The 21,880-nt window shown below is 70.1% G+C and carries 17 protein-coding genes; 14 read left to right on the forward strand and 3 right to left on the reverse strand.

Features of this window, described 5'->3' with window-relative positions:
- Nucleotides 1-22: 22 nt before the first annotated feature.
- On the reverse strand, nt 23-1,297 hold the full coding sequence (locus ACGFY9_RS29945; RefSeq protein WP_393759289.1) for a PucR family transcriptional regulator: 1,275 nt from the start codon (nt 1,295-1,297) through the stop codon (nt 23-25).
- 129 nt (nt 1,298-1,426) lie between these two features.
- Between ACGFY9_RS29945 and ACGFY9_RS29950 the strand changes: the two genes are divergently transcribed.
- The 4 genes from ACGFY9_RS29950 to ACGFY9_RS29965 all read left to right on the forward strand — a co-directional run bounded on the left by ACGFY9_RS29950 (nt 1,427) and on the right by ACGFY9_RS29965 (nt 5,083).
- Entirely contained in the window at nt 1,427-2,353 is a 927-nt protein-coding gene (locus ACGFY9_RS29950) for a proline dehydrogenase family protein (protein WP_393759291.1), read from the forward strand.
- 59 nt (nt 2,354-2,412) lie between these two features.
- On the forward strand, nt 2,413-4,044 hold the full coding sequence (gene pruA, locus ACGFY9_RS29955; protein WP_393759292.1) for an L-glutamate gamma-semialdehyde dehydrogenase: 1,632 nt from the start codon (nt 2,413-2,415) through the stop codon (nt 4,042-4,044).
- 100 nt (nt 4,045-4,144) lie between these two features.
- The gene (locus tag ACGFY9_RS29960; protein WP_393759293.1) at nt 4,145-4,684 is read left to right on the forward strand and encodes a GNAT family N-acetyltransferase; all 540 of its coding nucleotides are present in this window, start codon (nt 4,145-4,147) and stop codon (nt 4,682-4,684) included.
- Between the two features lie 267 nt (nt 4,685-4,951).
- Entirely contained in the window at nt 4,952-5,083 is a 132-nt protein-coding gene (locus ACGFY9_RS29965) for a hypothetical protein (RefSeq protein WP_366362211.1), read from the forward strand.
- 77 nt (nt 5,084-5,160) lie between these two features.
- Here ACGFY9_RS29965 and ACGFY9_RS29970 read toward each other — a convergent pair whose 3' ends face one another.
- Nucleotides 5,161-6,759 carry a purple acid phosphatase family protein gene (locus ACGFY9_RS29970; RefSeq protein WP_393759295.1) on the reverse strand — a complete coding sequence of 533 codons (1,599 nt, stop codon included), beginning with the start codon at nt 6,757-6,759 and terminating at the stop codon, nt 5,161-5,163.
- A gap of 142 nt (nt 6,760-6,901) precedes the next feature.
- On the opposite strand from ACGFY9_RS29970, the gene ACGFY9_RS29975 reads away from it, so the two are divergent.
- The 4 genes from ACGFY9_RS29975 to ACGFY9_RS29990 all read left to right on the forward strand — a co-directional run bounded on the left by ACGFY9_RS29975 (nt 6,902) and on the right by ACGFY9_RS29990 (nt 11,812).
- On the forward strand, nt 6,902-7,945 hold the full coding sequence (locus tag ACGFY9_RS29975; RefSeq protein ID WP_043680300.1) for a 3-isopropylmalate dehydrogenase: 1,044 nt from the start codon (nt 6,902-6,904) through the stop codon (nt 7,943-7,945).
- Between the two features lie 263 nt (nt 7,946-8,208).
- Nucleotides 8,209-9,315, forward strand: a complete 1,107-nt coding sequence (locus ACGFY9_RS29980; RefSeq protein ID WP_393759297.1) for a branched-chain amino acid aminotransferase — start codon at nt 8,209-8,211, stop codon at nt 9,313-9,315.
- A 92-nt stretch (nt 9,316-9,407) separates the two neighbouring features.
- A complete protein-coding gene (locus tag ACGFY9_RS29985) occupies nt 9,408-10,478 on the forward strand; it encodes a hypothetical protein (protein WP_393759299.1) in 1,071 nt (356 codons plus the stop codon).
- A 101-nt stretch (nt 10,479-10,579) separates the two neighbouring features.
- Entirely contained in the window at nt 10,580-11,812 is a 1,233-nt protein-coding gene (locus ACGFY9_RS29990; protein WP_393759301.1) for a KamA family radical SAM protein, read from the forward strand.
- Nucleotides 11,813-11,912: 100 nt separating this feature from the next.
- On the opposite strand, the gene ACGFY9_RS29995 is transcribed toward ACGFY9_RS29990, so the two are convergent.
- Nucleotides 11,913-13,514: a cytosine permease gene (locus ACGFY9_RS29995; protein ID WP_393759302.1), complete on the reverse strand. Its 1,602-nt coding sequence runs from the start codon at nt 13,512-13,514 to the stop codon at nt 11,913-11,915.
- A 117-nt stretch (nt 13,515-13,631) separates the two neighbouring features.
- Between ACGFY9_RS29995 and ureA the strand changes: the two genes are divergently transcribed.
- The 6 genes from ureA (at nt 13,632) to cimA (ending at nt 21,760) form a co-directional block, all read left to right on the forward strand.
- A complete protein-coding gene (gene ureA, locus ACGFY9_RS30000; protein WP_393759304.1) occupies nt 13,632-14,312 on the forward strand; it encodes an urease subunit gamma in 681 nt (226 codons plus the stop codon).
- Nucleotides 14,309-15,994 carry an urease subunit alpha gene (locus tag ACGFY9_RS30005; protein WP_393759306.1) on the forward strand — a complete coding sequence of 562 codons (1,686 nt, stop codon included), beginning with the start codon at nt 14,309-14,311 and terminating at the stop codon, nt 15,992-15,994. Before ureA ends, ACGFY9_RS30005 begins: the two co-directional genes overlap by 4 nt.
- A gap of 23 nt (nt 15,995-16,017) precedes the next feature.
- Nucleotides 16,018-17,034: an agmatine/peptidylarginine deiminase gene (locus ACGFY9_RS30010; RefSeq protein WP_393759308.1), complete on the forward strand. Its 1,017-nt coding sequence runs from the start codon at nt 16,018-16,020 to the stop codon at nt 17,032-17,034.
- Between the two features lie 24 nt (nt 17,035-17,058).
- A complete protein-coding gene (locus ACGFY9_RS30015) occupies nt 17,059-17,667 on the forward strand; it encodes a TetR/AcrR family transcriptional regulator (protein ID WP_393759310.1) in 609 nt (202 codons plus the stop codon).
- A gap of 121 nt (nt 17,668-17,788) precedes the next feature.
- Nucleotides 17,789-19,846, forward strand: coding sequence for a hypothetical protein (locus ACGFY9_RS30020; RefSeq protein WP_393759312.1), 2,058 nt, complete (start codon nt 17,789-17,791; stop codon nt 19,844-19,846).
- 309 nt (nt 19,847-20,155) lie between these two features.
- The gene (gene cimA, locus ACGFY9_RS30025) at nt 20,156-21,760 is read left to right on the forward strand and encodes a citramalate synthase (RefSeq protein ID WP_393759314.1); all 1,605 of its coding nucleotides are present in this window, start codon (nt 20,156-20,158) and stop codon (nt 21,758-21,760) included.
- Nucleotides 21,761-21,880 lie beyond the last annotated feature (120 nt).

Consider the following 21,880-nt stretch of genomic DNA (forward strand, 5'->3'; position numbering starts at 1 on the left):
GTAGATCACCGGCCGGCCGTCTCTACAGCCGCGCGCTCTTCAACGCCATGTGCAGCAGGAGCCGGTCCTCCCCGTCGTCCAGGTCCAGCCCCGTCAACTGCTCCACCCGCGACAGCCGGTAGTACAGCGTCTGCCGGTGGATCCCCAACTCGGCCGCCGCGCGCCCCGCTTGGCCCGCGCAGTCGAGGTACACCTCGGCCGTGCGGGCGAGTTCGTGGTGGGTGGGGGAGAGGAGCGGGGCCACCGCGGGGTCGTGGGGGGACTCGGGGGAGAGGGAGGTCAGGAGGCGGTACGGGCCGATGCGGGACCAGTCGGCGACCGGGGCGAAACGGGGTTCCGCGAGGGCCGCGCGGCACGCCGCCGTGGCTTCCTGCCAGGCGGTGCCCAGATCGGTGAGGCCGATGCGGGGGGTGCCGATACCGGCGGCCGGGACGCTCTGCCTCGGCGGCCGTTCAGCTCTGCTCGTGGCGGGAGCGCGTCCGTCCGCCGGTACCCGTGCGGTGGGGCTCCCCGCCGGAGCCCGCACATCCGCCAGCAGTCGTGCGGCAGTGCTCGCCGCCGGAGTCGGTACATCCGTCGTCCGCAGCCGTACCAGCACCGCCAGGCACTGCTGCTCCGCCGCACCCCACGGCACCGTGCACAGCGCCGTCGCGTGCGGCACCGTACGGGCCGACGGGGCGTCGTCCGGGTCGGCGGACGGCCACGGCGCGACGCAGACCACCGCGTGCGGGCCGTCGCCGCGCGGGCCGAGGGCGGTGCGGAGGGCGGCCACCGCCATGTCCCGTTGCCAGCCGCGTTCGGCGGTGAGGACCGCGCGCAACTCACGCGTGAGGTCGGCTCCCGCCTGTGCCTCGTCCGCGAGGAGCGCGCCGATCCGGGCCGTCACCTCCATCGCCGCGTCCAGCTGCTCAGCGGAGGGACCCGGATCGTCGTCCAGGAGCCAGACGTAGCCGAGGACGACACCCCGATGGCGTACGGGGAGGCAGATACGGCCGCGGTAGACGCCCGCCTCGGGGGTCGGCGGGATGCGGACCGGGCCGGTGGCGCGGGTGATGCCGAAGCCCTCGAACCAGGTGCGGATCGCCGCCGTGGAGCGCCGGGTCAGGATCGAACGGGTGCGGACCGGGTCCAGCGCGGACGGGTCCAGGTCGCCCTCACCGTCGTAGGCCCCGAAGGCGATCAGCTCGAAGTCGCGGTTCTCCAGGGTCGCGGGGGCGCCGAGGAGCTCCGAGATCTCGTCCACGAGCTCCTGGTAGTCGCCGCTGGAATCGGATGTCACCCGGGCATTCTCCCGCATTCCCGCCGGGCCTTCATACATCTGTCTGAGATCTGCGGCACGGATGCGTGACAGCTGTCGATGGCCGACGATCGGAGAGATCCCTAGGTTTCACGGTGGTCCTGTCTGCTGGTTCTGTGGAGGTGCCCCGTGCTGGGTCCCGTGATTCTCGCCGCCTCGCGCAGCGATCAGATGCGTCGGCTGATCTCGGCGGCGCCGGTGACCAAGCAGGTCGTCGACCGCTTCATCCCCGGCGAGACCGTGGACGAGATCGTGCCGATCGTCCAGGACCTCACCGCCAAGGGTCTTGAGCTGACGATGGACGTCGTCGGCGAGGACATCACCACCCCCGAGCAGGCCGCCGCCGCCCGCGACGCCTATCTGACCCTCGTCGACCGGCTCAAGGAGCTGGAGCTGGGCACCCGGGCCGAGATGTCCATCAAGCTGTCCATGTTCGGGCAGGCGCTGGACGGCGGTCACGAACTCGCCCTCGCCAACGTCCGGCCCGTCGTCGAGGCCGCCGCCGCCATCGGGACGACCGTCACGCTCGACGCCGAGGACCACACCACCCTCGACTCGATGTTCGCGATCCACGAGGAACTGCGGAAGGACTTCCCGCAGACCGGCTGCGTCATCCAGGCCTACCTCTTCCGCACCGAGTCCGACGCCCGCCGCCTCGCCGAGGCCGGCAGCCGGGTCCGGCTCGTGAAGGGCGCGTACAAGGAGCCCGCCGAGGTCGCGTACCAGCAGAAACACGAGATCGACAAGGCGTACGTCCGGATCCTGCGCATCCTGATGGAGGGCGAGGGATACCCGATGATCGGCTCCCACGACCCGCGCCTCATCTCCATCGGCCAGGAACTCGCCCGCCGCGCGGGCCGCAAACCCGACGAGTACGAGTTCCAGATGCTCTACGGCATCCGCAGCGACGAGCACCTGCGGCTCGCCGCCGAGGGACACCGCATGCGCGTCTACACCGCCTACGGCACCGACTGGTACGGATACTTCATGCGCCGCCTGGCGGAGAAGCCGGCCAACCTCCTCTTCTTCGCACGGTCGACCCTTACCAAGGGCTGACCGAGGCTGACCAGGGATTGACCCCAACACCCGCTCACGTACAAGGAGTTACGGATCTCATGGACGCTGTGACCCAGGTCCCCACCCCCGTCAACGAGCCGGTGCACGGCTACGCGCCCGGCTCTCCCGAGCGCGCCCGTCTTGAGGTCAAGCTCAAGGAGCTGGCCGAGAACCCGATCGACCTGCCGATGACCATCGGCGGCGAGAAGCGGCTGGGCGGCGGCGCGCGCGTGGACGTCGTACAGCCGCACAACCACAAGGCGCGCATCGGCACGTACGCCAACGCGACCCAGGACGACGCCCAGGACGCGATCGACGCCGCCCTCGCCGCCGCGCCCGCCTGGCGCGCGATGTCGTTCGACGACCGCGCGGCGATCATCCTGCGCGCGGCCGAGCTGCTCTCCGGCCCGTGGCGCGAGACCCTCGCGGCCTCCACCATGCTCGGTCAGTCCAAGACCGCCCAGCAGGCCGAGATCGACTGTCCCTGCGAGCTCGTCGACTTCTGGCGCTTCAACGTCAAGTACGCCCGCGACCTGCTCGCCGAGCAGCCCCCGGCGAACTCCCCGGGCGTCTGGAACCGCCTCGACCACCGTCCGCTCGAAGGCTTCGTCTACGCGATCACGCCCTTCAACTTCACCGCGATCGCGGGCAACCTGCCGACGGCCCCGGCTCTCATGGGCAACGTGGTTGTGTGGAAGCCGAGCCCGACGCAGACCCATTCCGCGGTCCTCCTCATGCAGCTGCTGGAGGAGGCGGGTCTCCCCAAGGGCGTCATCAACCTCGTCACCGGCGACGGCATCGAGGTGTCGAAGGTCGCCCTGGAGCACCGCGACCTGGCGGCCATCCACTTCACCGGTTCCACCAAGACCTTCCAGTACCTGTGGAAGACGGTCGGCAACAACATCGAGAAGTACCGCTCGTATCCGCGTCTGGTCGGCGAGACCGGCGGCAAGGACTTCGTCGTCGCCCACCCGAGCGCGGACCGCGCCGTGCTGAAGACGGCGCTGACCCGGGGCTCCTTCGAGTACCAGGGCCAGAAGTGCTCCGCGAGCTCCCGGGCGTACATCCCGGCGTCGATCTGGAACTCCGGGTTCAAGGAGGAATTCGCCGCCGAGGTCGACTACTTGACGATGGGTGACGTCACCGACCTGTCGAACTTCATCGGCGCGGTCATCGACGAGCGCGCGTTCGCCAAGAACAAGGCGGCGATCGACCGCGCGAAGGCGGACCCCGACTGCACGATCGTCGCGGGCGGTTCGTACGACGACTCGGTCGGCTACTTCGTCCGCCCGACGGTCGTGGAGTGCAGCGACCCGACGAACGAGGTCTTCACGACGGAGTACTTCGGCCCGTTCCTCGCCGTGCATGTCTACGAGGACGAGAACTACGACGAGATGCTGACCCAGATGGAGTCGGTGTCGGACTACGCGCTGACGGGCTCGGTCATCGCCAACGACCGTGCGGCGGCGGCCTACACGATGGAGAAGCTCCGCTACGCGGCCGGCAACTTCTACGTCAACGACAAGTCCACCGGCGCGGTAGTCGGCCAACAGCCCTTCGGCGGCGGCCGCTCCTCCGGCACCAACGACAAGGCCGGCGCCCCGCAGAACCTGATGCGCTGGACACTGACCCGCGCCATCAAGGAAACCCTGGTCGCGCCGACGGACTACACGTACCCGCACATGGGCTGACGTTCTTTCGGTTGACTTGAGGGGCCGGGCGATCGCCCGGCCCCTCGGCGTTTCTCCGAATGGGCCGGGCCGGTGAGGCCTCGTCTCCGATACTGACCCCGTGACCATCCGTATGCGCACCGTCCACACGGCCGACCTCACCCCGGCCGACCTCCGCGCCGCCCGCGAACTGCTGGACGCGGCCTTCGGCGGCGATCTCACCGACCAGGACTGGGAGCACGGCCTCGGCGGCGTCCACGCGTTGCTCGCCGACGACACCGGGCTCGTCGCGCACGGGTCGGTCGTCATGCGCCGGGTGCGGTACCGGGGGCGGTGGCTGCGGGTCGGGTACGTGGAGGGGGTCGGGGTGCGGCCCGATGCCCGGCGCAAGGGGTACGGGGGGCTGGTCATGGCCGAGTTGGAACGGATCGTCGATCACGCCTACGACGTCGGGCTGCTCGGCGCCAGCGACGACGGGGCCCGGCTCTACACCGCGCGCGGCTGGCGGCTCTGGGGCGGCAAGATCTCCGCTCTCGGCCCGGACGGGATCGTTCATCTGCCTGAGGAAGAGGACAGTACGTACGTCCGGCCCGCGCTCGCCGGGCCGCTCGACCTCGGCAGCGATCTCCTCTTCGACTGGCGTGACGGGGACGTGCTCTGACGCCTCACCGCGTTTTGTGAAACCGCAGGTCAGCGGCGTGTGACTCGTTTCACCGTCTCAGATAGTAGGAAGTCCGAGTAATTGTGGAGACAGATGCGCGGTCCTGTCCTAGCTTTGTAGGAGCCGAACGTCTCGCTAGACCAAGCGAATGGCGGTCGTGAGCCGGACATCATGCAGGCAACCCCTGCGGTCCGTGACTCCCCGCCCCCTCCGGCGTCTCGTAACCCCCTTCCGCACTCCAGGAATTATCGAAGGAGTCGATTCTCCATGGCCGAGACGACCGCCCGCCGCCGAGTCCGCCACGTGTCCCGCACGAGCGAGTCCGAGCGCAAGAACGCCGCCGCCGCCCTCCAGCGCGCCCTCGACCGCCGGGACAACGGCGGCGAGACCGGCCACTGAGCCGCAGCAACACCCCCCACCAGCAGCAACACCACCCATTAGCCGGGAGCCGCGCCCGCACGGGGTGCGGCGCGGTCTCACCGACCGCGCCGCACCTCGAAGTGGTCGACGCGCTTGCCGTTCTGGTCCAGCGCCGACACCTTCAGCCGGGGCGTGCTGCCGCTCTCCACCTCCACCGAGAGCAGCGAGAAACCCCGGTAGCGCACCCGCGACCACTCCACCGTCTCCGCCTTGGTGTGCTGGCCCTTCTCCCACCGCACGGTGTCGACCGTCCCGTGCCGCGTGACGTGCCCCTCGTAGCTCTCCATGACGCCCGCCGGGAAGCCGTACAGATCACGCCCGCCGCCGCCCGCCGTGACGTAGACGATCCCGTCCCGCGTCGGATCGGTGGACGCGCCGATCGGTACCGCCCGGCCGACCGCGTTGTTCCTGATCGCGTCGGTCCGCTCGTAGACGTGGTTGTGCCCGTTGATCACCAGGTCCACCTGGTGCTTCGCGAACAGCGGCAGCCACGCGCTCCGCACCCCGCCGTCCGAGGCGTGGGCGGAGGTCGAGTAGGCGCAGTGGTGGAAGAAGACCACGAGGAAGTCGACCCCCTTCGCCGCCCGCACTTCGCCCAGCCTGCGGTCCAGCCACTTCGTCTGCTTCCCGCCGGTGTAGCCGAGGTTGGCGGTGATCTCGTACGACACGTCGTTCGCGTCGAGCGCCACGATGCCGACGTTGCCGTAGAGGAAGGAGTACACGCCCGGCGCGTGCGTCGGGTCGAAGCCGTTCTCCGGGAGGGACCAGCGGGCGAGTTGGCCGCCGTAGCCGTCGGGGGAGTACCAGGCCTCCATGTCATGGTTGCCGGTCGTCACCATCCACGGGACCGAGCGTGAGACCGGCTCGTTCTGCTTGAGGAACAGGTTCCAGTACGTCGGGTCGTAGCCGTCCGTCGTCCTGCCCTGGCCGTTGGTGTCGGCGTAGCAGATGTCGCCGGCGTGGAGGTGGAAGGCGGGGTTCTCGCGCAGGACGACGTGGTCGTTGGCGGCGGCGGCGTTGCTCACGCCCTGGTCGCCGAAGGCCGTGAACACGAACTTCTCGGGGTTCGCCGGTGCGGTGCGGAACTCCCCGATGGTCGAGCGGTGTTGCGGCTCGGCCGGGTCGTAGCCCTCGTGGCCTACGCCGTAGTAGTACGTCGTGCCGGGGTGGAGGTTGTCCAGGGCCGCGTGGACGTAGTACTGCTCGACCGCGGGGCGGACGCCGGTCAGCCCGGGGGTGTGCAGGTCGCGTACCTCGGCGGTGATCCGGCGGCTCAGGTCGTCCGGCTTCAACCCCACCCGTACGTACGGCTTCCTGACCGCGAACGGGACCTGCCAGGAGATCCGCATCGCCGTCTTCGGGTCGGCGCCGAAGGCGAGATGGCGGCCGAAGGGGGTGACGACGGCGCCGGGCACCTTCGACGTGGCGGGGGAGGGCGTCGACGCCCTGCTGTCGGTGGTGCCGCTCTTGCCCGCGCATCCGGTCAGCAGGCCGCCCGCCACCATGCCCGCCGTCACCAGCGTGCGGCGCCGGGACAGCTTCGTGCGCAGGTACTCGTACTGCTCGGCCATGCTCATCCGGACCGCGAGGTGTTCCGGGATGCCGACGTCGGGTACGGGGGGTTCGGGGGGTGTCCCCCCGAAAAGCGCAGTCATGTCGATGAAGCTCCCCCACAAGTCCAACGGGCGCCATGCGTAAGGGTGAACGTACGTCGAACGGCCGACGCCGGTGGCCGAGGTGCGTCCGCATCATGGACACCCGGTGTCATCCCATGGGACGCGGAGTACGGTGTCGGGCATGTCTCGCAGCATCGATCTCGCAGTGATCCCCGGTGACGGCATCGGTCAGGAAGTCGTGGCCGAAGGTCTGAAAGTCCTCTCCGCCGTCCTTCCGCAGGATGTGAAGCTGGAGACCAAGGAGTTCGACTTCGGCGCCCGCCGCTACCACGCGACTGGTGAGACCCTCACCGACGCCGACCTGGCCGCGCTGAAGCCGCACGACGCGATCCTGCTGGGCGCTATCGGTGACCCGAGTGTCCCGTCCGGGGTGCTGGAGCGCGGCTTCCTGCTGAAGCTCCGCTTCGCCTTCGACCACCACGTCAACCTGCGGCCGTCGAAGCTGCTCCCGGGAGTGGCGACCCCCCTCGCCGGTGAGCCGGAGATCGACTTCGTGGTGGTCCGCGAGGGCACCGAGGGCCCGTACACCGGCAACGGCGGCACCATCCGCAAGGGCACCGAGCACGAGGTCGCCACAGAGGTCTCCGTCAACACGGCCTTCGGTGTCGAGCGCGTCGTCCGGGACGCCTTCGCCCGCGCCCAGGCCCGTCCGCGCAAGAAGCTCACGCTGGTCCACAAGAACAACGTGCTGACCTTCGCGGGCCACCTGTGGACGAACGTCTTCAACAAGGTCGCGGCCGAGTTCCCCGAGGTCACCACCGACTACATCCACGTGGACGCGGCGACGATCTACCTCGTCACCGACCCGGCCCGCTTCGACGTGATCGTCACCGACAACCTCTTCGGCGACATCATCACCGACCTCGCCGCGGCGGTCTCCGGCGGCATCGGCGTCGCCGCGAGCGGGAACATCAACCCGTCCGGCGAGTTCCCCTCGATGTTCGAGCCCGTGCACGGCTCCGCGCCCGACATCGCGGGCCAGGGCAAGGCCGACCCCACCGCCACGGTCCTGTCCGTCGCCCTCCTGCTGCGCCACCTCGGCTACGAGTCCGAGGCCGTCCGCATCGAGGACGCCGTCTCCGCCGACCTCGCGGACCGCACCGGCAAGCCCGCGCGCAGCACCACCGAGATCGGCGACGCGCTCGCCGTACGAGTAGCCGGCTGACCCCGCCGCCACTCGAAAAACTCACGCAGTATTTCGAAGCCGCCGGGTCGCAACCGCACCCGGCGGCTTTTCTTACGTCCCCGCCGGGTGCCACCATCATCCCTGGGTCGCATTCACGCCGTTTTCGTCCACGGTCCACCTCGCGCGATAATCGAACGCGGAGCCGCGGAATGAGGCAATGCTCGGACGTCCTAACACTGGCCACTGGCAGTCGAGGGCGTGAGCGCGGCCCGTCACACACAACCGGTGAAGGACAACCACTCATGACGACGCCCACGATCGAGCTCAAGCCCTCGGCCTCGCCACTTTCCGCCGCCGAGCGCGACGCCATTCTGACGAACCCCGGGTTCGGCCGCCACTTCACCGACCACATGGTGACGATCAAGTGGACCGAGGGCCGCGGCTGGCACGACGGCCAGCTCGTGCCGTACGGCCCGCTCTCCCTCGACCCCGCGAACATGACCCTGCACTACGCGCAGGAGATCTTCGAGGGCCTCAAGGCCTACCGGCAGGCCGACGGCTCCGTCGCCACCTTCCGCCCCGAGAAGAACGCCCGCCGCTTCCAGACCTCCGCCCGCCGCCTCGGCATGCCCGAGCTGCCGGTCGAGACGTTCATCGAGGCCTGTGACGTGCTGGTCCAGCAGGACCGCGACTGGGTCCCGGCGCACGGCGGCGAGGAGTCCCTCTACCTGCGCCCGTTCATGATCGCGACCGAGGTCGGCCTGGGCGTGAAGCCCGCCAACGAGTACCTCTTCCTCGTCATCGCCTCCCCGGCCGGCGCCTACTTCCCCGGTGGCGTGAAGCCCGTCTCCATCTGGGTCTCCGAGGACCACGTCCGCGCCGTCCCCGGCGGCATGGGCGACGCCAAGACCGGCGGCAACTACGCCGCCTCCCTCCTCGCCCAGGCCGAGGCCGCCGAGCAGGGCTGCGCCCAGGTCTGCTACCTCGACGCGGTCGAGCGCAAGTGGGTCGAGGAACTCGGCGGCATGAACCTGTACTTCGTGTACGGCGCCGAGTCCAACGAAAAGCCGGTGATCGTCACCCCCACCCTCACCGGCTCCATCCTGGAGGGCGTCACCCGCGACTCCCTCCTCACCCTCGCCCGCGACCTCGGCTACGAGCCGCAGGAGGGCCGGGTCTCCATCGAGCAGTGGCAGCGCGACTCCGAGAACGGCACGCTGACGGAGGTCTTCGCCTGCGGTACGGCCGCGGTCATCACCCCGGTCGGCACGGTCAAGCGCACCGGCGCGGAGTGGACGCAGTCGGGCGGCGAGCCCGGCGAGGTCACGCTGAAGCTCCGCGCGGCACTCCTCGACATCCAGCGCGGCGACAGCGTCGACAAGCACGGGTGGATGCACCGGCTGGGCTGAGCCCGACTCCCGGTCGAGCGCCGGAAGTCGGTTCGACGCGTAGCTCCTCCCCCGTACGGGTATCTCCTGAATCCACGGGGGAGGGAGCACGGGTGAACGGACGGTCGCCGCTGGCGAGGCCGAGCTGGCTGCTCCGCGCGTTACGCACCCCACGCCGCCCGCAGAGCCTCACGGTGCTCCTCCTGCTCGCCGCCTGCGCCGGGTTGCTGCTCTGGTTCGCCAAGCGCATGGGCAACTACGGCGAGAATCTCGCCCTCAACCTCGGCACCGACATCGTCGGCGTCGTCATCACCGTCTTCGTGATCGGCCCGCTGATCTCCCGCGCCCAGGAGGGCCGGGTCCGCGAACACACCCGGCTCGACTACGAGTGGTTCAGCGCCCAGGTCTACGGCTCGACGTCGAACGTGAAGGTGCTGGACACCTTCTCCAACCTGTTCGGGCCGCAGTACTCCGACCGCCTCTTCCGCGGCATCCGGTCGGCCACCGCGCACGGTGCCCGGGTGCAGATCCTGCTCCTCGACCCCGACTCCCTCGCCGTGATCCTGCGCGGCCGTGAACTGGGCGAGCAGAGCGCCGACATACGTCGCGACATCTTGCGCAACCTGCGTACGCTCAGCCAGTTCGTGCGCCGACTCGACGACACCTCTGGCCAGTTCCTCGAAGTACGGCTCTGCTCGACCTCGCCCGGTGTGACTCTCTACCGCTGGGACGAGCGCTCCCTCGTCTCCTTCCTGACGGTCGGCCGGCTCTCCGGCGAGGGCGTCCAGCTGGAGGTCGCCGTCCGCTCGCCGCTCGGCGCCTTCGTGGAGCAGCGTTTCGACGAGCTGTGGCAACAGAGCAAGCCGATGGACCGGTTCACCCATCTGCCGGTGACCCTCGTCGACGCGACCGACGGCCGACGCGAGTTCACCTGCCGCTTCGTCCACGTCGACGACAGCCTGTACGTCGCCGGGCACGACCTGGTCTCGTACATGGCACGCCACCGCCTCGATCAACTCTCCGCGTACAGCGAGGCCTTGAACGTGTCAGGCGCCCACGAGCTGTTCGTCGTCGACGACGAGAGCGAGCTGCACGAGCTGCTGAGGCAGCACTTCGCGGAGAAGTACGATGCGTCGGCGACCGCATTCGTCGAATTGCGGCCGGCGGTCCTGGTCACGGAATAGAGGCACTGGCACAGATGAGTTCAGCGCTCCACCTCGCTCCACACACGAGCCCCCGTTTTCGCGCCTTCACACCCCGTGACCTGGACGGACTGCTACAGCGCGTGTCCCTCCCGGCCACCGAACGGCTGGCCATCCGAGCCGTCTCAACGGTGCTGCCGTTCCGCACGAACACGTATGTCGTCGACGAGTTGATCGACTGGTCGGCGGTGCCCGACGACCCGATCTTCCGGCTGACGTTCCCGCAGGCCGGGATGTTGCCGGAGCCCGATCTCAAGCAGATGGCGGACCTCCTCTCCCAGGAGGCGCCGAAGGCCGAAGTCCTGCGCGCGGCCCACGAGATCCGGATGAAGCTGAACCCGCACCCCTCGGGCCAGCTCGACGCCAACGTGCCCGTGCACGAGGGGGAACGACTGGAAGGGCTCCAGCACAAGTACCCCGAGACGGTGCTGATCTTCCCGCGCCAGGGCCAGACCTGCCATGCCTACTGCACGTACTGCTTCCGCTGGCCCCAGTTCGTCGGCGAGTCCGAACTCCGCATCGCCACCGACGACATCGGCACCACCAGCGCGTACCTCAAGGCCCACCCCGAGGTCACGAGCGCGCTGATCACGGGCGGCGACCCGCTGGTGATGAGCACCGAGGTCCTTCGCCGCTACGTCGATCCCCTCCTGGAGATCGACACGATCCGCTCGATCCGCATCGGCACCAAGTCCCTCGCCTTCTGGCCGTACCGTTTCACCACCGACCGCGACGCCGACGACCTGCTGCGCCTCTTCGAGAAGGTGGTGGCGAGCGGCCGTCACCTGGCCCTGATGGCCCACTTCACCCACCCGCAGGAGCTGCGCCCGCCGGTCGTACGGGACGCGATGCGCCGGGTGCGGGGCACGGGCGCCGTGATCCGCTGCCAGGGCCCGCTGGTGGCCGGCATCAACGACAGTGCCGAGGCCTGGGCCGAGCTGTGGGACGAGACGACCACGCTCGGCGCGGTGCCGTACTACCAGTTCGTGGAGCGCGACACCGGCCCCCAGGGCTACTTCGGCGTCCCCCTGGCCCGCGGCCACCAGATCTTCCGCGACGCCTACGCCCGCGTCTCCGGCCTCGCCCGTACGGTCCGCGGCCCGGTCATGTCCGCGATGCCGGGCAAGGTCTGCGTCGACGGCATCGCGGAGATCGCCGGCGAGAAGGTCTTCGTCCTCCACCTGATCCAGGCCCGCGACCCGTCCCTCGTCGACCGCCCGTTCTTCGCGGCCTACGACGAGAACGCGACCTGGTTCAGCGACCTGAAGCCCGCTTTCGGCGCGAGCCGATTCCTGCCGGGCCTTGAGGCCGGCTGAGGCGAGGGCCGCCTTCGCTTTTTCCCAACGGTAGGGCGTGCCTGTCCGCCGATGTCTGTTCACCCGTACAGAGAGGTCGACTTGTCATGCCCACAAACGCTCAGCTCCTCTTGGCCTGGGGTTGTGTGGTGTTGCTGGCCAGTCTGCTGGTCGGAGCCTGCGCCGCGCTGCTCGCGCTGAAGGAGGAGAAGCCCTGGCCGGAAGTGGTTCGGGCGGCGGCCGTCGCGGCGGGAGCCGCACTTGCCCTCGCGCTCTCTATCCTCAATGCCTTGGGGCCGTAGCGCCCCCGCGCTACGGACCGGGGCGAGATGCCCGGGCCTGTGGTTGCCCACGGCGTGAGCAGCAGGTACAGCAGCCCGCCCACCACGCCCGACAGCACGAAACTGCAGTCCACCCCGCCGGTCAGCGACAGCAACGGCCCCTCGTACGACGGCAGCGACACCGCGAGCAGACCGATCCCCGCGCCCACCGCCCAGGAGATCGCCGCCTGGATGTTCCAGCCCGCGCGGTACCAGTAAATCCCGCCCCGCGAGCGGCGGTTGAAGACCTGGAGGGCATCGGCGTCGTACACCCCCCGGCACCGCACGAAACCGATGAGCGTGATGACCGCCCACGGTGTGCCGATCGCCGTCAGGAGCAGGACGAAGGACGTCATCGCGGACTGGGCGTTCCAGGCGTAGTGGCCGACGAAGACGCAGACCATGGCGACGACCGCGACCGCGCACGTGGCCCGGGCCCGGGACGCGCGGGGCAGGATCGCGTCCAGGTCGAGGCCCATGGAGTAGAGCATCAGCCCGGCGTTGCCGACCGACCCCGCGGAGGCGGCGAGCAGTAGCGGGACCAGGTACCAGCCGGGCGACGCCGACACCAGCGGGCCCGCGTAGTCGAGAGCCGCCCGTGCCCCGAACGCCGTGAACGTGCCGAAGAGTTGGGGGACGAGGAGACCGGCGATCAGCCCGAGCCAGGTCGCGTGCAGGACCCGGCGTGAGGTGTGACGGGCCGGGGAGATGTACCGCGTGTAGTCGCCGAGGAGGGTGATGAACGCGATCGGCCCGGACAGTCCCGCCGCCACCGTCGCCAGACACCACGTCGGCCAGAACCCGCCCAGCAGATAGCCGCCCGCCTCCGGCAGCGCCCCGGTCGTGAAGTGCGGGGCGTACGCGATCACGCCGAGGACCAGCAGCGCCGTCATGCCGACGGACAGGACCCGGGACATGGCCAGCAGCACCCGGTAGCCGTACACCGCGCCCGCCACGGTCGCCGCCGCGAGCAGCGCGTACACGACGGCGTACGACGCCCCGTCCGCCGGCAGCCCGAACAGCCGCCCCAGTACACCCACCATCACATCGCCGCCGATCCACACGGTCAGCGCGGTGTAGCCGAGGGCGAGGAGCAGGCCGACCACCGAGCCGACCAGCCGGCCCCGCACCCCGAACTGGGCGCCGGACGACGTCGACAGGTTGGTCGCGGTGCGCAGGGAGACCAGCGCAAGCGGTGCCGTGAACAGTGTGCCGACCACCGTGCCCGCGACGATCGAGAAGACCGAGGCCCACCAGCCCAGCCCGAACGACGGCGGCAGCCAGCCGAAGATGATCACGCCGAGGCAGAGGTTGGAGCCGAGCAGGATCGACACGAGATCGCGCGGGCCGCTGGTGCGTTCCGCGTCCGGGACGGTGTCGACTCCGCGCTGTTCTATCGGCATGGTGGGCCACCTCTTTCTTAGAGTGACGTTCAATGTGAACCGAGTGAAGGGCGCGCGTCAAGCATTCCGTATATGGCTTTTACCATTTAGAGTGATGCTCTAAAGGAGGGATACGGGATGAGGCTCACCCCCACGGAACGCGACCGTCTGCTGCTGTTCTCGGCCGCCGAACTGGCCCGCGCCCGCAAGGCGCGCGGCCTCAGACTCAACGTGCCGGAGGCCACCGCGCTCATCGCGGACACGGTGTGCGAGGCGGCCCGGGACGGTGCCCGGCTTGCCTTCGCGATCGAGCGCGCGCGGTCCGTCCTCGGTCCCGACGACGTTCTCCCAGGCGTCGCCGACGTCGTCACCGAGGTGCACGTCGAGGCCGTCTTCGACGACGGTTCGAGGCTCGCGGTGGTCTCCGACCCGATCGGCGGGGGGCTGGCCGGGGACGCCCCGGGCGCCCTGCTCCCGGGCCCGCCGCACGCCGAACCCGAGGCCGTCGTCCGCGTCACGGTCACCAACACCGCGACCGTCCCCGTCTCCGTGACCTCCCACTTCCACTTCTTCGAGGCCAACCCACGCCTCGACTTCCCCCGCGCCGAGGCCTACGGCATGCGGCTCGCCGTACCCGCCGGATCCTCCGTCCGCTTCGGCCCGGGCGAGAGTGCCGAGGTCGGCCTGCTGCCCATCGGTGGCGAGCGCGTCGCGATCGGTTTCGCGGGCCTCGTCGACGGCCCGCTGGACGCGCCGGGCGCGAAGGAAGAGGCCCTGCGCCGGGCAACTGCCTGCGGCTACCTGGGAGTTGAGCAGTGAACCCGTACGAGTACGCTGCCACCCACGGCCCCCGCGCCGGCGACCGTGTCCGCCTCGGCGACTCGGGGCTGACGATCCGCGTGGAGTCCGACTCGCAGCGCTACGGCGACGAGTTCCTCGCCGGGTTCGGCAAGACGGCCCGCGACGGACTGCACCTGAAGGCCGCCGCCGTACGCGAGACGTGTGACGTCGTGATCAGCAACGTCGTCGTGATCGACGCGGCGCAGGGCATCCGCAAGGTGTCCATCGGGATTCGGGAAGGGCGGATCTGCTCGATCGGGCGGGCCGGCAACCCCGACACCCTCGACGGCGTGGACGTCGTCGTCGGCACCGGTACCTCCATCGTGTCCGGCGAGGGGCTCATCGCCACCGCGGGCGCAGTCGACACCCATGTGCACCTCCTCTCGCCGCGCATCATGGAGGCCTCGCTGGCGTCCGGGGTGACCACGATCATCGGGCAGGAGTTCGGCCCGGTGTGGGGCGTCGGCGTCAACTCGCCCTGGGCGCTGCGCCACGCGTTCAACGCCTTCGACGCCTGGCCGGTCAACATCGGCTTCCTGGGCCGGGGTTCGTCGTCCGACGCGGCTCCGCTGGTGGAGGCCCTCGCCGAGGGAGGCGCGTCCGGCTTCAAGGTGCACGAGGACATGGGCGCCCACACCCGCGCGCTGGACACCGCGTTGCGGGTCGCCGAGGAGCACGACGTCCAAGTCGCCCTGCACAGCGACGGGTTGAACGAGTGCCTGTCCGTCGAGGACACCCTGCGGGTCCTGGAGGGCCGGACGATCCACGCCTTCCACATCGAGGGCTGCGGCGGCGGACACGTGCCGAATGTCTTGAAAATGGCGGGAGTCGCGAACGTCATCGGCTCCTCCACCAACCCCACCCTGCCCTTCGGCAGGGACGCGGTCGCCGAGCACTACGGCATGATCGTCTCCGTCCACGACCTGAAGACCGACCTGCCCGGCGACGCCGCGATGGCCCGCGACCGTATCCGCGCCGGGACGATGGGCGCCGAGGACGTGCTGCACGACCTGGGCGCGATTGGCATCACCTCGTCCGACGCGCAGGGCATGGGCCGGGCCGGCGAGACCGTGCGCCGTACGTTCGCGATGGCCGGGAAGATGAAGGCCGAGTTCGGCGCGCTCGGCGGTTCTCCGGAGACGGACCACGACAACGAACGCGTCCTGCGGTACATCGCCAAGCTGACCATCAACCCCGCGATCGCGCACGGACTTTCGCACGAGGTCGGCTCCATCGAGGTCGGCAAGCTGGCGGACATCGTGCTGTGGCGGCCGGAGTACTTCGGCGCGAAACCGCAGCTCGTCCTGAAGTCCGGGTTCCCGGCGTACGGCGTGGTCGGCGACCCCAACGCGGCGACCGACACCTGTGAACCCCTCGTCCTGGGACCGCAGTTCGGCGCGCACGGCTCGACGCCCGCCGACATCTCCGTGGCCTTCGTCGCGCAGGCCGCCCTGGACCAGGGCAACGACTCGATGCCAACTCGCCGCCGACGCGTGGCAGTTCGCGGCACGCGGGGTATCGGGCCCGCCGACCTGCGGCTCAACTCCCGTACCGGAGCGGTCGATGTGGACCAGCGGACCGGCCTGGTCACCCTGGACGGCGAACCGCTGCGCTCGGAGCCCGCCGACTCGGTCGCCCTCAACCGCCTCTACTTCCTTTAGCACCAAGAGACTTGGGACTTCTGATGAGCTTCCGTATGCCGCCCGAGTGGGCCCCGCACGAGCGCACCTGGATGGCCTGGCCCGGCCCCAACCCGACCTTCACCAACGCCGAGGAACTGGCGGAGGCCCGCGCCGCCTGGGCGTCCGTGGCCCTCGCCGTGCGCCGGTTCGAACCGGTGACGATGGTGCACGGGCCGGGTCAGGGCGAGTCGGCGCGCGAACTCCTCGGCCTGGACGTCGAGTTGGTCGAGCGCGAGCTGGACGACGCGTGGATGCGTGACATCGGCCCGACGTTCGTCACCGATGGCCGTGAACTGGCCGCCGTGGACTGGACGTTCAACGGGTGGGGCGGCCAGGACTGGGCCCGCTGGGAGCACGACTCCAAGATCGCCCGCCATGTCGCCGACCTGGCCGGAGTCCCCGCACTCAGCAGCACGCTCGTCAACGAGGGCGGCGCGATCCACGTCGACGGCGAGGGCACGGTGCTGCTCACGGAGACGGTCCAGCTCGGCGCCGGCCGCAACCCCGGCTGGACGCGCGAGCAGGTCGAGGCGGAGATCCACGCCAGGCTCGGCACCACCAAGGCGATCTGGCTCCCGCACGGCCTCACCGGCGACTACGGCGTCTACGGCACCCAGGGCCACGTCGACATCGTCGCGGCCTTCGCCGCGCCCGGCACCGTACTGGTCCACAGCCAGCGCGACCCGGCCCACCCGGACCACGCCCGCTCGCAGGAGTACCTCGCCCTCCTCCGCGCGGAGACCGACGCGAAGGGCCGGCGCCTGGAGGTCGTAGAGGTTCCCGCGCCGACCGTGCTCCAAGACGAGGCCGGCGACTGGGTCGACTACTCCTACATCAACCACTACCTCTGCAACGGCGGGGTCGTGCTCTGCGCCTTCGACGACCCGGGCGACGAGGACGCGGCCGGCGTCTTCCGCCGTCTCTTCCCCGAGCGGGCGGTCACGCTGGTGGACGCCCGTACGATCTTCGCGGGCGGTGGAGGCATCCACTGCATCACCCAGCAACAGCCGAAGGTCTAGGACCCGGCGGGAGGGAGTCGGACGATGGCCGGTGCGCGGAAGAACGCGCCGCCGCGCGAGGACGTCCTCGCCGCGGCCATGGGCATGATCGCCGAACGTGGCCTGGAGCAGCTCACCATGGCGGCGCTCGGCCGCGAGGTCGGCATGAGCAGCGGCCATCTCCTCTACTACTTCCACTCCAAGGACGAACTCCTGCTCCAGGCCCTGGAATGGAGCGAGGGCAGACTGGGCGCCGAGCGCGGCCGCCTGCTCACCCGCACGGGAGCCACGGCCCGCGAGCGCCTGGACGCGTACGTCGACCTGTACGTCCCCGAAGGCCACCGCGACCCGCACTGGACGCTGTGGCTGGAGGTCTGGAACCGCTCGCAGAGCGCTGCCGCCGACGCTGTCGCCCGCGACCGGCAGGCCGCCATCGAGGGCGTCTGGCACCGCGACCTGGTCGCACTGATCGCGGAGGGCGTCTCCCGGGGCGAGTTCCGGGCCGTCGACCCGGACCGGTTCGCCGCCCGGCTGCGCGCTCTCCTCGACGGTTTCTCCATCCACGTGGCGATCGGGCTGCGGGGCACGGACCGGGCGCAAGTTCTCGGCCACGTACGGGAGTTCATCGACGAGGGGCTCCTCGCGGACGCGTGACCTTCCGTCCCGGTTGTACGCAAGACGGCCGATTGACCCTGTGGAGCCCGGTGCGTTTGCATCCCTGTGGGTTCCCGGTGAGGGACCGGGGGACGACGAGGTTTCGGGGGAAGCCATGTTGATGTCCAGACGTACCTCCACCATGTCCTTGGGCGCCGCGCTGCTCCTCGCGCTGGGTGCCACCGCCGTCCCGGCCGACGCGGCACCGCACCGGCCGCCCGGTGCGGAACGGGTCAGCACCGCCGCCGACGGCACCCAGGCCGACGGTTCGTCCGCCGAGGCGGCGATCAGCGCCGACGGCCGTTCCGTGGCGTTCACGTCGACCGCGCCGAGCTTCGGCTGCGCACGCTCCTTCTCGTGCCTGCGGGTGAAGAACCTGACGACCGGCGGGGTGACCGCGATCGACCTCGGTCCCGGATACGCGTACAGCGCACCGGTGTTGAGCGCGGACGGGGGCCGGGTCGCGTACTCCGCGGGCACCCGCTTCACAGCCCCGTACCTGTACGACCGCACCACCGGCAGTTCGACGAAGCTGTGGCCCGAAAACCCGCCCGGATCGAACGAGTTGGGCCGCGTGGAGTCGCTCAGCCCGGACGGCGCACACGTCGCGTACACCCTCGGCAACCGCAACGGTCCGGACGCCACCCGGCTCCTGTATGTCCGCGACACGGCCACCGGCACCGACGAACTCGTCTCACCGGCCGAGGAGGGCGACAAGAACGGCGCCTCGGTGAGCGGCGACGGAAAGCGGGTCGCGTACGGCGTCCGCACCGGCTCCGAGGACGACCCGGCCGACGTCTACGTCAAGGACCGGGCGACGGGCGAGCGAACCCAGGTCGACACGGGTCTCGGAGCCGCCTACCTGGTCCGCGTCACCGCGGACGGCCGCCGCGTCCTCCTCGATGCCGAGGGCGGCCTGTACGTCCATGACCTGCGCACGGGGGAGTCCCGGCGCGTGGCCGATGGGCGTCCGGAGTCGGTCACGGCGGACGGCCGGTACGCCGTCGTCTCGGGCGAGGACGGCACCCGGGTGCGCGACCTGCGGACCGGGCGAAAGGGCGCGGCGTTCCCGCGCGACACCCAGGTCGGACCGGACGCGCTGACCGCCAACGGCCGCACGGTGACGTTCAGTTCGGCGGCGTCGTACCTGGTGCCGGACGACACCAACGGGGAGTCGGACGTGTTCGTCTACTCGGGCGAACTCGCCATGCGCCCGGCCCCGATGCCGTACGTCACCGAACGGATCAGTCTCACGCGGGACGGGCAGCAGCGCACCACCGCGTCCCACGACCCGGTGATCGCGGACGACCGCAACCTCTCCTTCACGTCGGACGGCAGTGTCTTCGTCAACGCGCCCGGAGGTGTCTCCCAGGTCAACGACGCCACCCAGAAACCCTCGGCCGAAGGCACGCCCTGCACCAGCGGACGCATGGTCGGCTACGTGGCGCCGCACGCGACCGACGGTGCCCCGGAGGTCTTCATCCGCAACCGCTCGGTCGGCAAGCTGACCGGCCTGGCCTCCTACCAGGGCGTCCGCTTCACCTGGATGGGACAGCCCGCGATGGAACCCGGCTGCCGGTGGATCACCTACGCCGCGACCCTGCCCGCCACCACCACCGACCCCGCACCCCGGCCCCGGATCTACCGCTTCACGTTCAACGGCGGCGCCACCGACGTGGTCAGCGCCCCCACCGGCCAGGCGGCGACCAACCCGTCCATCAGCTACGACGGCCGGTACATCGCCTTCGAGCAGGGCGGCGCCGTCCACGTCCGCGACCTGGACACCGGCACCCTGGAGAAGGCCGCCGCCAAGGCATCGGCACCCTCCATCAGCGATGACGGCCGCAAGGTCGCCTTCCAGCACGGCCGTGACGTCTACGTCCGTGACCTCGACGCCGGGACCACGGTCCGGGTCGGCAGGGGCGCGGAGCCCTCGCTCTCCGGGGACGGAGCACGGGTCGCGTACGCCTCGGGGGGTTCCGTGTACCTGCTCGAACTCGCCACCGGCAAGCGGCAGTTGATGAGCGCCGACCGCTGGGGCGGCCGTAGCGACCTCCCGGCGCTGCACCCGTCCGTCAACGACGACGGCATGGTCGTCGCGTTCGAGTCGGCGTCGCCCGACCTGGTGCCGGGGGACACCAACGGGGTCTCGGACGTGTTCGTACGCCAGGCGAGTTGATCAACCGACTGTTCGCATCATGAGACGGACGGTGAGCACGGGCGCGGGTGTGCCAGACTGCGTCCGTGTTCTCGTTCGCCACGATTATTGGCAGCAGGCGCGCCGGTCCGCAGTGACCGCCTCGTACGACCACGTACGGGCGGCCACCGTCGTCACTCGACCCGCGCGCAGACCTCTCGCACCCGCGAGGGGTTTTTCGCTTTTCTGGCCCACCCGCAGCCGGGAAAGCAGTGCGAGGGATCATTGAGGGACGGTGGAGCCGGTCATTCCGGTACAGACCGAGATTCAGATCCTCAGGAGCCAGACACCATGACGGAAACCAGCGAACTCGACGATTCGTTCCACGTCTTCGACACGACCCTGCGTGACGGCGCGCAGCGGGAGGGCATCAACCTCACCGTCGCGGACAAGCTGGCCATCGCACGGCACCTGGACGACTTCGGCGTCGGCTTCATCGAGGGCGGCTGGCCCGGCGCCAACCCGCGGGACACCGAGTTCTTCGCCCGCGCCCGGCAGGAGATCGACTTCAAGCACGCCCAGCTGGTCGCGTTCGGCGCCACCCGGCGGGCGGGCGCGAAGGCGGCCGAGGACCCGCAGGTCAAGGCGCTCCTGGACTCCGGCGCGGACGTCATCACCCTGGTCGCGAAGTCCCACGACCGGCATGTCGAGCTGGCCCTGCGCACGACCCTCGACGAGAACCTGGCGATGGTCCGCGACACCGTCTCCCACCTGGTCGCCCAGGGCCGCCGCGTTTTCGTCGACTGCGAGCACTTCTTCGACGGCTACCGCGCCAACCCCGAGTACGCGAAGGCGGTCGTACGGTCCGCCGCCGAGGCCGGCGCGTCCGTCGTCATCCTCTGTGACACCAACGGCGGGATGCTTCCGGCGCAGATCCAGGCGGTCGTCTCCACGGTCCTCTCCGACACCGGCGCCCGGCTCGGCATCCACACCCAGGACGACACGGGCTGCGCGGTCGCCAACACCCTCGCCGCCGTCGACGCCGGCGCGACCCACGTCCAGTGCACGGCGAACGGCTACGGCGAGCGCGTAGGCAACGCCAACCTCTTCCCGGTGGTCGCCGCCCTTGAGCTGAAGTACGGCAAGAAGGTCCTCCCCGACGGCAAGCTCCGCGAGATGACCCGCATCTCGCACGCGATCGCCGAGGTGGTGAATCTGACCCCCTCGACGCACCAGCCGTACGTCGGTGTCTCCGCCTTCGCCCACAAGGCGGGCCTGCACGCCTCCGCGATCAAGGTCGACCCGGACCTGTACCAGCACATCGACCCCGAGCAGGTCGGCAACACCATGCGGATGCTGGTCTCCGACATGGCGGGCCGTGCGTCGATCGAACTCAAGGGCAAGGAACTCGGCGTAGACATCAGCGGCGACCGCGAGCTGGTCGGCCGGGTGGTGGAGCGCGTGAAGGAACGCGAACTCAAGGGCTACACATACGAGGCGGCGGACGCGAGCTTCGAGTTGTTGCTCCGCGCGGAGGCGGAGGGCAAGGCCCGCTCCTACTTCGAGGTCGAGTCCTGGCGCGCCATCGTCGAGGACCGCCCCGACGGCACCCACGCCAACGAGGCCACGGTCAAACTCTTCGCCAAGGGCGAGCGCATCGTCGCCACCGCCGAGGGCAACGGCCCGGTCCACGCCCTCGACCGCGCCCTCCGCGTAGCCCTCGAAAAGATCTACCCCCAGCTCGCCAAACTGGAGCTCGTCGACTACAAGGTCCGCATCCTGGAGGGCAAGCACGGCACGTCCTCCACGACCCGCGTCCTGATCGCCACGTCGGACGGTTCGGCGGAGTGGTCGACGGTGGGCGTCGCGGAGAACGTCATCGCCGCGTCCTGGCAGGCACTGGCGGACGCGTACACGTACGGCTTGCTGCGCGCGGGAGTTGAGCCGGCGGAGTAGGGGAGCCAAACGCCGGAGGGGCTAAAAATCAGCCCCTCCGGCGTTTGAGGAGCGGGGGTCCAGGGGGCAGAGCCCCCTGGCGGGGTCTGGGGCGGAGCCCCAGAAGGATGGGACGGGCAG

Source organism: Streptomyces sp. NPDC048504, assembly GCF_043200035.1.
In the GTDB taxonomy this organism is placed as follows: Bacteria; Actinomycetota; Actinomycetes; order Streptomycetales; family Streptomycetaceae; genus Streptomyces.